Annotated in this window: 12 protein-coding genes; 9 read left to right on the top strand and 3 right to left on the bottom strand. The window is 44.6% G+C overall.

The annotated features are described in order from the left end of the window. Nucleotides 1–58 precede the first annotated feature (58 nt). From IAQ59_RS17705 to IAQ59_RS17695, 3 genes are all read left to right on the top strand, one after another. Complete coding sequence (locus IAQ59_RS17705; RefSeq protein WP_209332182.1) at nt 59–1,282, top strand: serine hydrolase; 1,224 nt, start codon at nt 59–61, stop codon at nt 1,280–1,282. 157 nt (nt 1,283–1,439) lie between these two features. Beyond that, complete coding sequence (locus IAQ59_RS17700) at nt 1,440–2,456, top strand: alpha/beta hydrolase (RefSeq protein ID WP_209332176.1); 1,017 nt, start codon at nt 1,440–1,442, stop codon at nt 2,454–2,456. Nucleotides 2,457–2,461: 5 nt separating this feature from the next. Beyond that, on the top strand, nt 2,462–2,605 hold the full coding sequence (locus IAQ59_RS17695; protein ID WP_245189684.1) for a molybdopterin-binding protein: 144 nt from the start codon (nt 2,462–2,464) through the stop codon (nt 2,603–2,605). An 8-nt stretch (nt 2,606–2,613) separates the two neighbouring features. Here the strand turns inward: IAQ59_RS17695 and IAQ59_RS17690 are convergent, their stop codons facing one another. From IAQ59_RS17690 to IAQ59_RS17680, 3 genes are all read right to left on the bottom strand, one after another. Then, complete coding sequence (locus IAQ59_RS17690; RefSeq protein WP_209332174.1) at nt 2,614–4,878, bottom strand: TonB-dependent receptor domain-containing protein; 2,265 nt, start codon at nt 4,876–4,878, stop codon at nt 2,614–2,616. A 73-nt stretch (nt 4,879–4,951) separates the two neighbouring features. Then, nucleotides 4,952–5,410 carry a hypothetical protein gene (locus tag IAQ59_RS17685; protein ID WP_209332173.1) on the bottom strand — a complete coding sequence of 153 codons (459 nt, stop codon included), beginning with the start codon at nt 5,408–5,410 and terminating at the stop codon, nt 4,952–4,954. Then, on the bottom strand, nt 5,407–5,868 hold the full coding sequence (locus IAQ59_RS17680; RefSeq protein ID WP_209332172.1) for a hypothetical protein: 462 nt from the start codon (nt 5,866–5,868) through the stop codon (nt 5,407–5,409). The genes IAQ59_RS17685 and IAQ59_RS17680 overlap by 4 nt, the downstream gene beginning before the upstream one ends. A gap of 332 nt (nt 5,869–6,200) precedes the next feature. Here IAQ59_RS17680 and IAQ59_RS17675 point away from each other — a divergent pair, with 332 nt between their 5' ends. The 6 genes from IAQ59_RS17675 (at nt 6,201) to IAQ59_RS17650 (ending at nt 13,174) form a co-directional block, all read left to right on the top strand. Further along, nucleotides 6,201–6,818, top strand: coding sequence for a class I SAM-dependent methyltransferase (locus IAQ59_RS17675; RefSeq protein ID WP_209332171.1), 618 nt, complete (start codon nt 6,201–6,203; stop codon nt 6,816–6,818). Between the two features lie 25 nt (nt 6,819–6,843). Next, nucleotides 6,844–6,981: a hypothetical protein gene (locus IAQ59_RS17670; protein ID WP_209332170.1), complete on the top strand. Its 138-nt coding sequence runs from the start codon at nt 6,844–6,846 to the stop codon at nt 6,979–6,981. Between the two features lie 108 nt (nt 6,982–7,089). After that, the gene (locus IAQ59_RS17665) at nt 7,090–7,665 is read left to right on the top strand and encodes a TetR/AcrR family transcriptional regulator (RefSeq protein ID WP_209332169.1); all 576 of its coding nucleotides are present in this window, start codon (nt 7,090–7,092) and stop codon (nt 7,663–7,665) included. Between the two features lie 16 nt (nt 7,666–7,681). Continuing rightward, a complete protein-coding gene (locus tag IAQ59_RS17660; RefSeq protein WP_209332168.1) occupies nt 7,682–8,998 on the top strand; it encodes a TolC family protein in 1,317 nt (438 codons plus the stop codon). A gap of 7 nt (nt 8,999–9,005) precedes the next feature. Then, nucleotides 9,006–10,067, top strand: a complete 1,062-nt coding sequence (locus tag IAQ59_RS17655) for an efflux RND transporter periplasmic adaptor subunit (RefSeq protein ID WP_209332167.1) — start codon at nt 9,006–9,008, stop codon at nt 10,065–10,067. Next, complete coding sequence (locus tag IAQ59_RS17650; RefSeq protein WP_209332166.1) at nt 10,064–13,174, top strand: efflux RND transporter permease subunit; 3,111 nt, start codon at nt 10,064–10,066, stop codon at nt 13,172–13,174. Before IAQ59_RS17655 ends, IAQ59_RS17650 begins: the two co-directional genes overlap by 4 nt. The last annotated feature ends 64 nt before the right edge of the window (nt 13,175–13,238 follow it).

Raw genomic sequence — 13,238 nt, 5'->3', positions numbered from 1 at the left:
GCATTATAATGCAATATCAAAAAAAATAAAGTCCGATTAATAGGGGGCTAGACCAGAAATAGCCTGGACAGAAATTTATCAAAACGAAAATTTTCAACAGCAAATAAACCTAGACAGTACCAGCATTTACCAGGCAGCATCTTTATCAAAACCCGTGACCTTTCTTGCGACATTACGGATGCATGCTGCAGGTAAAATAGATCTGGATAAAAATATCCAGGATTATCTGAAGGAATTTGTAATTCCAAAAGGCAAACAAACATCCGATAACCCCATTACTTTTCGCAATATCTTTTCCCATACCTCAGGTATCAGCCCGGGAGGGTATCAGGGATATGAGAAAAGTCTCAGGGTGCCTTCTGACCTGGATATCTTAAGAGGCAATGCCGATGTTAATTCCCCAGCGATAGAAGTTGTCACAGCTCCCAATGAAACGCTGGCTTACTCCGGTGGTGGATACACTTTGGCCGAACTGGCACTTCAAGATATATTTGATGAGGAATTTTCCAGCATCATGGAAAAATGGATTCTTGAACCTGCAGGTATGAAAAACTCACTGTTCACACAGCCTTTGACTGCTTCGGATTCTCTTAGGGTTGCTAAAGGCTATACGCAATCGGGAGATTTGCTTGAAGGTGGCTGGCGAAATCACCCAGAGCAAGCAGCAGCTGGGCTTTGGAGTAACTCGGAAGACATGGCCAGATTCATGATTGAGATCTATAAAGCTTATCAAGGCGACACTTCGATATTTTCAGCCTCCGATATCCATTCTATTTTAAGTCATGAGCGAGATGGTCATGTGTATGGTTTCATCGTGAATCGTTCTGAGAATGATATTTCGCTCACTCATTATGGTGGCAATGCAGGGTTCCGTACGGGAATGACAATAAGCCTAAGCAGTGGATATGGCTTGGTCTATTTAATTAATTCTGATAATGGTGGGGCGCTGGGAAATGAACTGTTACTATCTGCCTCTCAGATTTATAATTGGCAGCATTTCAAGCAAACCGAGGTTAAGCGTAAGCCAATAGATTCAAACCTATTGGATGGATTGTCTGGAAAATACAGTTGGAACGACCAAATAGATTTGTCTATTTCCTTCGACGAAGGCACAAATCAAATTTCACTTTTCTTTCCAAATGGGGATGAATATCCGCTTATTCCCATTGTGGGAGAAGAGTTGGATTTTATTCATACGAATACCGGGATACAAATTTCCTTTAAAAAGGATGAAGACATGCAGTCATTTATGCTGTATGGACAAACTGCAGTTAAGTTATAAATCAACACGCCTGCCTAAAATAATTTTTGTACCGTCGAATAAGTCAGTAAATCTGATTTTAAATCTATAATTTAAAATCGTAACATACTAATAATTAGACCTTTGACTATACTGAGTTGCGAAAATCCCAGCAGTTGTCAATAAAACTAAAAAAATAATGAAAAGAAACTTTCTTGCAGTTCTGCTAGTGTTAATTGGAATCAATCAAGTAAAATCACAAGATCTTGGCCCCATTGTAATCGGCACAAAGCATTCCCTTCATTCGGATATCTTGAATGAAGAAAGAGCGTATTGGATTAGCCTTCCTGATTCCTACCATGAAAAAGAATCCTACCATAAGCGCTATCCGGTGCTAATTGTACTCGATGGAAATTTACACTTTAAGCCGATCGTAGGAACCGTAAACTACCTGAGTTCTGATTTTTATAGAAGCTGGAAAATCCCGGAGATGATTGTGGTGGGCATACAAAATGTAGATCGAAGAAGGGACTTTACACCTGACAAAATCATTACGGTAAGAGCGAATAATTCAGGAGGTGGAGATCGTTTTCTTAGCTTTTTGGAAGGAGAACTTTTACCTGAGTTAGACCAAGAGTACAGGACCGCTCCATATCGAATACTCTTTGGACATTCTCTGGGAGGATTGTTGGCCACTCATGCCTACATGAAGGAAAAGTCTCCTTTCAATTCATTTATTGCAGTTGACCCAAGTTTCGGAACCTGGGATACAGAAACCATGGACCAAAAGTTAAATACCCTGACCGATCGATCATTTGAAAGATTTCTTTACCTAGCTACTGCCAATTGGGGCAAAAGGAATATCAGAAACCGTGATCGTCATGTCCGATTGTATGAGTCATTGAACAGTAAAAGCAAGGGTGAATTGCCTGCAAAATTGGAATACTTCGAAAATGAAAACCATAACTCCGTTCCAATTATTGCCTTCTATAACGGAATCACCACCATTTTTGAAGGTTATGGGATTTCCTACCGTGATGTGCAAGACATAAGCCATCTGACTCAACATTTTCAAGCACTTTCGGAGCGACTTTCTTGGGATTTTAGACCTCCCGAGCATCTTGTCAACCAATTAGGCTACAATATGCTTCAGGGTAGAAATGAAACAGATCAATCCAAAGCTTTGGAATTCTTCCTTTTGAAAAGCAAGGGATGAGCGTCTTGGAAAAATTAATCATTCCAGATGATCTAGATCTGATCAAGCAGCATGCAAAAGAAGCCGCTGAATCCGGAATTGCACTGTTGATTTTCACAGGAGGAACAGGCCTTTCTCCTCGCGATGTAACTCCAGAAGCATTGGAATAAATTTTGGATCAAGGAAACTTAAAACTCAACATCACGAAGAAATTTCTGCCCGGTGCATACATCGGAGTTTTGTTTGCTCCAATCGGGCGAGTCAAATGCTCGTAGTAGGTCTCCGCGAAGAGGTTTTGAATACCACTTTTCAAAAGTAGCATTTTTCCGATCGGATAGCTTGCATCCAGATCAAGCAGGGTGAAGCCTGGAGTTTTTCCTTCTCCAAATGCCTCAGAAACCCGCTCTTGCGCTAGGACATGTCTTACATTAAGTCCAGTCTGAAGCTTTTCATCCAAAAATACTCCTCTCACTCCGTATCGAAGATCCAAAGGAGCAATCTCTGGAAGTGGGGCGTCCAACATCAGGTCTTTACCATGGGTGTAGGCCACGCCAAGCGTATGACTGAAATTGCTACTGAGTTGCTGTCTGAAATTGAGTTCGAAGCCAGTTTTCACCGCTTCATCTACATTTATGTATTGTCGCACGCCCGGGCTCGTGGCCAATCGGGGCTTCAAGTCGGTTTTGACAGAGGAGATGTAGTCCGTCATATACGAACCAAAAAGGGTGAGTTCAAGGGAGATTTTATCACGGTTGTACCCGAGCACAAGATCCAATTCATTGTTGGTTTCAGGCTTGATCTGCGGATCACCTACCAGTTCCCATGGATCAAGCCCCACAGCTAGATAGTTGATGTAGCGCTCCAAAAGACTTCCGCTTCTTCTCACAGTCGCAGCCCAAATGCCAAGGCTGAATGCCTTTCCCAAATCCCGCTGAGCACCAATGCTGATTCCAGGATTGAGTTGGGTGTTTTCTACCTCGCTGTGTAGTTGGGCAAACTCTTCTGCCGGATCGCTGGCTACTGCCTGATTCACTTCCAGCCTTCCTGAAGCACTGATGACCGTTTGGCCCACGGGAATCAGGTAATTGGCGAAAAGTCCTGTTTTACGGATCTGGGAATCCTGCCATAGATTGTCGTAGAAAACCTTGCCTGCCATCGGACCGGCAGTGATTTCACGAGTACGAATTCCGTTTGCAGATTCCTCTTTGAAGTCCACTCCCGCAAAGAGTTTGGCTGTGCTAAACTTCCACTCTCCCTCGCTTCGGAAGCCGAAGTTTTGGGTGATCACGGGTACTCCGGCATTTGAGGTACGAGGCTCTCTCAAGAGATTGTCCATTAGGTGATCTACCTGAGTGAAATAGATCGAGTTGCTCCACTTTGCCAGTGATCTCCCGCTAAAAACCCGGGTATGTTTTAAGCTTCCCATCCAAGTGTCATCGGTGCGTAGGTCCATTCCCAGAGAAGGGAAATCCACATCCCGGGCAAAGTTTCTGTTGACGGATAATTGAACTAGATCCTTTTGTGTGGCTTGAAAATCCGCATAAAAACCCACGGTTCCCCGCTTAAAATTGGCAAGAACTGGATTTCCATCTCCATCGAGGTAGTCATTGCCGACGGAGTAGCTTCCTAAGACCCCGATGTCATACTTTGCTCCCTGAAAACCCAGTCGGGCATCGTTTCTCCAAACATCGCCATTGCTTTCAAAAAGGGAAGAAACCCGTCCGTAAATTCCTGGAGTGGCAGTGAAAGCCGGAGCCTCCTGAATGTAATTGATCGTGCCTCCAAGGCCAATTCCGTACCGTAAAGCATGCGGTCCTTTAAGAATTTCTACTTCGCGGATACGATTGAGGGCAACTTGGGAAGTAGGCGGATCCATGCGGTTGGGGCAGGCTGCATTGGCTGATTGGAGGCCATTGACTACGATATTGAGCTGATCATATTTGAACCCACGTATGACCGGATCAAAGGCAAAGCTGCTGCTTTTGCGAATTCCCGAAACGATCGGATCTAAACTAAGAATAGCCCCGGCATCGTGGTGAAGTCGCTCCTGATCAGAGATGGTAATTTTTTTGTCTTTTTCGTCGGTCATTTTCAGGGAGATCACCGATAGTGGCTGTAGACCATGTAGCTTTTCCTTCTGAGAAATGCTTCCATGTTGAATGGCTTTAGATATTTCCAGTGGATCGAGCGTCCAAGCACCGTAGCCAAGATGGCTGAGATACAGCCACGTTTCCTCATCGGTCGCTATATAAATGGTGCCACTTCTGTCTGAAATCCCTTTTTGGATGCCATGGCGATAAGTAACTCCCGGGATTCCTTCAAGCGTGGTATGATCCAAGATACGAAGGGGTTGCTTTTCCTGCGCAACGGCAGGGAAAAGGTTGTGTAGAGCCAAGGCAAGGACAAATACCATCCTTAAAGCCGGCAAAATGAGCTTTTTCATGATAATCGATTTACGAAATTAAAAGGGATTGTCTCCGGAATAGCACAATTCCGAATTCATTTCTGGAAAAAAATCAGCCCTGTGGGGGATGAAAAAAATACTTTCCCAAATCCAAAGAATGGACCATTTGATACCTTGGGGTAGGGATGATTTCATGATTTACCTTGGGGATGAAATATAGAAATGCTTCCCGATTTTTTGCCAAAAAGGTAAGTTGAAGTTCTTCCAGAGTAATTTCTTCTCCACTTTCACTATGATTTTTGGCTTCGGAAAGTCGTTTGGAAAGCTCACACTTCCCATCACATTCAAGTTCGGGCTTGTCTTTGTTGATACAATGCAGTGCCGTGATTTGGCCCCGGTCCATGTAAAAGTGGATCTGAATCAGCGTGTAACCCATTCCGTTTAGTAGAATGAGCAAGATCAGGGCAATATGTAGCCAAGTTTTAGACACCGGTATGCAAAAATGATTGGTTTTTTGGATTATCAGAGTGACTTTGGTTACGCTCAGGCCTTCCTTTTTTACTTTGATCAATTTTCCACAGGATGATCCAAGCCATCAGGATAAATTGAATCAATAGGAGGTAACTGTTTGCCAAGCGAGGAAATGCCTACAAACCAAGAGACCACTCCTCCATACAGCAATGCCGTGTGAAATTTGGGATGCTTGAGGCTTTGCAGGTGCATAATCAGACTCAGACTGAGTGAACCTGCCATTAGGAGAATAAGCTCCAGATCAGCGTATCCCATTAGGAAAAGAAAGACCGAAGATCCAGTCAAAAGAGGAATAATCAGCCAGGTTTTTTTTCCATGACCATCGCGCGCTCGATCGAAATCAAAGTCCCCAAAAAGCCACCTGGCATAATAAATTCCCGCCTCTGCTATTGGGATGGAGACCTCTCCCAATCTGATCAAGCCTCCTGAAATACCCAAAACCAGGCTTATAAGAACCAATGGGAGTAGATTTAGGGCTTTTAATTGCAGGAATTTCATTTTACTTACTTTATTAAAGGATATTGTTATCCTTTTTAAGTTTAAAAGAAAAGGAACTGATTTTCCCTTCCGAGAAGCAAATCTAATATATAAAAAAATAAAGGATAATTCCTCCGTGATCTTTAAAGGTTAGAGAAATTTTAACTTCTATTGCATTTACAGTAATTTTTCTTAAAAGTAAGGGTTATTCGAAAATGCATCATCGTTAATATTTTCGGTGAAGTAAGCCCACGCTTGGTGAGTTGGGGGAAACCAATAAGCAGGAATTTGTAACCCAAGTCACTGTAAAAGGAGACTTTCTTGTCCATTTTTACCTTTCTATCAAAAAGGAAATGGAAAAAATCAACAAAAGTCACTGGGAAAATGTCTATCAAACCAAAGATACTACTCAAGTGGGTTGGTTTCAGGGAACACCGAAAGTTTCTATTGATCTAATCTCAGGAACAAAAATCTCTGGAACCACCTCAGTCATCGATGTAGGTGGAGGAGATGGAGCATTGGTGGATTGGCTTTTGGAAGAGGGATTTGAGAAAATTACGGTGTTGGATATCTCTGCTTCAGCCCTGGAAAAATCAAAAATAAGACTAGGTGAACCCTCCTCCAAGGTGCTATGGGAGGCTTGTGATATTCTTGATTTTGAGCCTAAAAAAAAATTTGACCTTTGGCACGATCGAGCAGTATTTCATTTTCTTACCAATCCAAAAGATCAGCAAATCTATCGAAGGCTCGTGGAATGCTCCATTCATTCGGGAGGATTTTTGCTGGTCATGACCTTTTCCAAATCTGGCCCTACCACCTGCAGCGGACTTACTGTACAACAATACGATATCCAAGATTTGGAGGAGTTTTTCGTACAAGAGTTTGAGCTAATCCAAAGCTTAAATTACGATCATATTACCCCTTCCGGAACTGCCCAAAACTATTCGGTCGCACTATTTAGAAGGAAATAATTATTCATCCAACCCATGCGATCCCATGACTTACGATCTATCCCATAACCTGAAGTCAGAAGATTTGGCCACTGCTCCTAGCAAAGTTGAGGCAGGCCTGAGGAGAGTTGGTATTGGGATCCTGACTAACATCAATATTCAAGCCGCAAAAAAAATTGGATAAGGACTATCCACCATTTGTGAATTTGAATTGAAAAACATTTTGGCATAAAAGTTTGGTGGTTACGATTTTTATTTTGAAATTTGTTAGTAAACACTAACTAACTCAAAAATGATCTCCGAAAGACAAAAAGAAATCATCGATGCGGCAGGCAGAATCCTGACCGAATCCGGTATCGGAGGCCTAACCACCAAAAAGCTCGCTTTGGAAATGGGATTTTCGGAGGCGGCTATTTACAGGCATTTTTCCAGCAAGGAGGCGATAATTTTGGCTTTGCTCGAATACCTTCGGGAAAACATGTCATCCAGGCTTTCTGCGCTGGATTCTAATTTGGGCGTAGAAGACTTGTTCAAGGCTATTTTCTCAAGTCAATTCTCCTTTTTTACCGCACATCCCCATTTCGTGGTGGCTGTATTTTCTGATGGTCTTTGGGAGGAAAGTGATCAGATCAATCAAGCAATTTTGGCTTTGATGCAGACTAAAATGGGATTTCTGATGCCTTTGATCCAAAAGGGTCAGGCACAGGGAATATTCAAAACCGACGTTTCTGCCGAAAAATTGGTGCATTTGGTATTGGGGGCTTTTCGCCTTCAAATGTTCAAATGGAGGGTTTCCGGATTCAACTTTGATCTGAATACTACCGGGAATGAGTTGATTCAATCGATTTTAACACTGATTAAAAGCTAAAAAAATTTATCTTATTATGTTAGTAAATATTCACAAACTGTTTATCATTTTCTTGCTGACACTGCTTCTCGGAGTAACCGCACAGGCGCAGGAATGGACGCTGCAGCAAAGTCTCGATACGGCTTTGATGCATAACAAAACCTTGCAGATGGCAGGAAATCAATTGACTGCCGCTGAGCTGAAAAATCAGGAGTCGCGGAGTCAGCTTCTGCCTAAAGTCATGGCCACGGCTGACTACAAGTACTTCACCCAGCTACCCTATCAGATGCTGCCACAAGCTGCATTTGGTGGACCGGAGGGAGTTTATCGGGCGGTACAATTTGGCGTGCCTCATACCATCATGGGTAATGTCAATCTGAGAATGCCGATTTATGATCCACAGGTGATGGCGGGAATACAGATTTCTGAATCGTATCAGGAACTGACCGAACGGCAGCGGGTCAAAACCGAGGAACAGGTTTACCTGGAAGTTTCCAATCTGTATTACAATGCCCAGATTCTGAAAAATCAGTTTGCTTTTCTCCAAGCCAACCAAGTCAATGGGGAAAAGCTCGAACGAAACGTTCGCTTGCTTTATGAGCAAAAATTGGCCAGCAGAACGGATTTGGACAAGGTCATCCTGCAAAATCAGCAACTGGAATCCCAGCTTTTCCAATTGGAAAGCCAATACCTAACCGTACTTCAGCAGCTCAAATTGGTGATGGGTTTGCCACTTGATCGGGAAATGGATGTACAGACTCAGGTTCAAATCGAGGAATCGGAAGCTCCCAATCCGGGCTTGACTTCTGATTTTCGAATTCAGGAAGTCCGGGAAAAAATGCTTGGGCATGAATTGAAAGCCATCAAAAACTCCAGAATTCCAAGTGTCCACCTGATTGCCAACTATGGAACGACTGGTTTTGGATACAATGGTGCACCGGAATCATTTCTGGATTTTTACCCTCAGAGCTTCATCGGAGCGCAGGTCAGTTTTCCGATTTTTAACGGAACGGTCACCTCCAAAAAGATCCGCCAAAAGGAACTGGAATTGGAAAATGCCGCGATTCAAAAATCACTCGTAGCCGATCAGACTCAGATGCACTATCAAGCTGCTTTGCGTCAGCAGGCTACCGCCAAAAAGCAAATCCAAACCACTGACTCTCAGATCCAACTTGCCGAGTCCATTTATGCCAAATCCATACTGCTTCAGCAGGAAGGTTTGGCGACGCTGACGGATATCCTGCTGGCGGATCAATCCCTTCGATCTGCCCAACAAAGCTATCTCGATGCCATGGTCGCCTATCTCAAAGCTACACTAGAACTCAAAAAATCTTCTGCCACACTACTCAATTGATTGAACAATGAAAAAGATACTCATTTATATCATCCCATTGGCTTTGGTCGCAATCGTGGCTATCAAGCTAATATCCAATAAAAAAACTGCCGAAGAACGTGTCTATGTCTATGACAAAGATCAATCGGTTCCTGTTTTTGCAGTGAAGGCATCAGAAGGTCAGCTGGACAATCAGCGTGGCTTCTCCGGTGTGATCGAACCCCTTCGAGAAAGTAAAGTCAGTGCCGAAGTGCAGGGTAAAGTCACACGCATGGCTGTCGAAGTCGGTCAGCGAGTCGGTACGAATCAGCTGTTGGTACAGCAGGACGTTGCCTTACTTCAGCTTCAACTCAAATCGGCTGAGGTTCAAAAAGGCGGACTGGAAGCGGATCTGAAGCGCTACCGGGTGTTGGTGGAAAATGAAGCCATTCAAGGCATACAATTGGAAAAAACCGAGCTGGCTTTGGCAGGTTTGGAAGTGCAGATCGCTACGCTAAAAGAGCAAATCGCCAAATCATCCATCCGGGCACCTTTTGCAGGTATTATCACTGCGAAAATGACCGAAGCCGGGGATTTTGCAGCTCCGGGAAAACCTTTGATCCAAGTGACTGACCTGAGTCGGGTGAAATTGACCATTCAGGTTCCTGAAAACGACCTAGCCTTTTTTCAAAGCGGTAGTTCCCACCTGATCAAAATTACTTCTCTTACAACTGAAATCCCGGCAAAAGTTACCTTAATTGGCAGTCGGGGCTCTGTCGGGAATAGTTTTCCGGTGGAGTTGACGTTTGAAAATACCGGAGATCTAGCCGTGAAGGCGGGGATGTTTGGGGAAGTTTTGGTGAAAACCGAGGCAAATTCCCAAGGAGTGATTTTGCCGGCATCTGCCTTAGTAGGTTCAGACTTGGATCCCAAAGTCTATGTGATTCAGGATGGGAAGGCCAAGCTTCAGTCCATTGCGGTTGCACAGCGAATTGGTAATCAACTGATCTTGAAAAGTGGCATCAAGCCTGGAGACCTAGTCATCACAGGCGGCTTGGTCAATGTATTTGAAGGTGCAAATGTGGAACCCAATTTTTCTTCTGAGCGATGAATATCACTTCCATTTCGATCAATAGGCCCTCGCTGATCATCGTCTTGTTCAGCTTGTTTATCCTGCTTGGATACATCGGCTTTACCAATTTGTCTTATGAACTCATGCCGGATTTCAATCAGCCGGTGTTGGTGATCAAGACTGGCTATCCGGGCGCATTGCCTGATGAGGTGCAATCTTCGGTTTCGGAGAAAATCGAGGACGCACTTTCCAACCTGGAAGGTGTCGATTACTTGGTCACCAAGTCCATGCCCAATGCCTCGGTCATCATTGCCAATATGAACTATGGTGTGGATCTCGATCAGTCCATGCAAGATGCGCAGCGATACATCGACAATATTTCCAAAGATTTGCCTGAGGATGTGCTTTCGCCTGTGATGACCAAAGTATCGCCTAACGATCTGCCGATCATGTCTATTACGGCTACGAGCCAACTTGAATCCAAGGTCTTTTACCAAAAAATGGTGGATGATTTTATACCTCAGATTCAGCAGTTGAAAGGGGTGGCCGAGATCACCGTTTTGGGTGGAGAGCAGCGGGAAATTCAAGTGAATATCGATCCCGAAAAATTGCGCTTTTATCAGATTCCGCTTCAGCAGGTAGTGGAGGCCATCAATCGGGCTGGCTTGGATGTGCCTGCCGGAAATGTGCAGACCGATCAAGTTCAAAGTTCTGTTCGATTGAGCGGAAAATTCAACGAGTTGTCAGCCATCGAAAATGTCCAAGTGGCGATGCCTGTGCCCGGTACACCGATTTATGTGAGGGATTTGGCGGTAGTCAGTGACGAAACCAAAGAAATCACTTCAGTCAGCCGGTTCAATGGTAAAGAAGGGATCGGACTATTGCTCAAGAAGCAAGGCGATGCCAATGCGGTCGATGTATCGAAGGCTGTCCGGGAAAAACTTGCTCAAATCGAGGCTCAGAATTCTGCCGGAGGAGTTTCGTTTATTATCGCCGATGACAGTACGGACAATACCATCGCAGCAGTGAATTCAGTAGTGTTTGACTTGATCCTTGCGGTGATTCTGGTTTCTCTGGTCATGCTGCTCTTTTTGCGCAGCTTCCGAAATTCATTGATTGTCTTGATCGCTATTCCAACTTCGCTTGTCACCGCCTTTGCGGTGATGTGGTTGCTCGGGTATACGCTCAATCTGATGACTTTGCTCGCCATGTCGTTGATCATCGGGATATTGGTGGATGATGCGACGGTAGTGTTGGAAAATATCCAACGCCATCTGGATATGAGAAAGGATAAAAAATCCGCAGCAATGGTCGGACGTATGGAAATTGGTTTTTCGGCGCTATCCATCACTTTGGTGGACGTGGTAGTTTTCCTGCCGATCCTTTTTCTTCAAGTTTTTGTTGCTGACATGCTAAAGCAGTTTTCGGTAGTGGTCATCACTTCTACCTTGACCAGCTTGTTAGTTGGCTTTACACTGACTCCTTGGATGGCTTCTAGAATCGGGAAGGCAGAGGATTTGAAGCCGACTAATGCATTTAATCGGTTTTTAATCGGATTTGAGCATCAGTTGGATCGCTTTATCGCTTGGTATGGCAGACAGTTAACTTGGGTTTTGAACCATAAGCTGGCTTTCACAGGGATGGTGATTTTGCTATTCGTGATGACCTTGGGTATCCTTAGACAGGGGATCATCGGCAAGGAACTGATTGCTACAGGAGATCAGGGTAAGTTTCGGCTTTATCTGGAATACGACAAGTCCACCAGTGTGAAGGAAAATAACCTCCGCACGCTTCAAGTTGAGCAATTTCTGCTGCAGCAGCCTGAAGTCTCTACGCTGTTCAGCAATGTGGCCGGACCTACCACGGGGATCGGAAGTTTGGGAGTGGGATTGCCTTATAAATCCGAACTGACCGTTCAGCTGCTGGACAAGAAAGAAACCGGAGGGCTTTCCACCGAACAATTCATGAAAGACGTACGAGAAGAACTTAAGCGGACCTTTCCAGGAATCAGTTTCTCAATGACTGCCTTGGGATTGATTCCCCGGTCGGCGCCCATCGAGATGACGCTTAGCGGACCCGATCAGGAACAAGTAATGCAGGTAGCGAAGGATTTGGCCTTGGTTCTTGAGAAAATCCCCGGTGCGGATTACGTCAAGCTATCCGTAGAAGAGGGGAGTCCCGAGTTTCAGGTGATTCCTGATTCGGATAAGTTGCAGCGATTGGGCTTATCCAATGCCGTATTGGGGTTGACGCTTCGAAATGCCTTTGCGGGTAACGAGGATGCAACCTTGACTGAGGCTGGAACCGAATATCCGGTCCGGATTCAATTGGACCAATTCAACCGACAGTCGTACGAAGATGTCAGCAATTTTCAGCTGATCAATCCCAAGGGAATGCCGATTGTCCTGTCCCAGGTAGCTGAAGTGGTTCAGTCTAATTCTCCATCTATGCTTGAACGAAAAAACCGGCAGCCTGCGGTGACGTTGACCGCGGATGCTTTGGGCAGGCCTTCCGGTACGGTTGCCGATGAGGTGGTGGCTTACCTAAAAGATAATCCTCTTCCCGAAGGAATCAGCATGGTGTGGGGTTCCGATATCAAGCGGCAAAATGACAGTTTTGGTGCTTTGGGGCAGGTGTTGTTGATTTCCTTCCTGTTGATCTACCTGATCATGGTGGCACTATACGATAGTTTTATTTACCCTTTTGTGGTGTTGTTTTCCATTCCGGTTGCCGTGATTGGAGCGATGCTAGCCCTTAATCTGTCGATGAATAACCTAAGTTTATTTGCACTCTTGGGCTTGATCATGCTGATGGGTTTGGTTGCCAAAAACGCGATTTTGATCGTGGATTTTGCCAATCAGTTGAAAGAAAAGGGAATGGGAACCCGGGAAGCGCTGATCGAAGCCGGCAAAGGAAGAATGCGACCTATTCTAATGACCACACTTTCCATGGCAATTGGGATGCTTCCCATTGCCTTGGCTAGCGGTGCAGCCAGCGAATGGAAAAACGGCTTGGCTTGGGTGATTATCGGAGGTTTGCTTTCCTCTTTGATCTTGACCGTGTACCTCGTGCCGATGGTCTATGAGGTAGCTGATCGAATCAAAGCTAAGTTTCAGCGTTCAAAAAAGGAATCTGTTTTAAGTTAGGATTAGAAGTAGTAAGAAAAATGCCAGCCTGTCCGGTTTATAATCCGGGCAGGCCTTTTTTGTT

Origin of the sequence: Lunatimonas salinarum (assembly GCF_017811155.1) — a bacterium.
GTDB classification, from domain to species: Bacteria; Bacteroidota; Bacteroidia; order Cytophagales; family Cyclobacteriaceae; genus Lunatimonas; species Lunatimonas salinarum.
Note: the sequence above shows the minus strand (reverse complement) of the source record. Positions and strands in the feature narration are given on the sequence as shown.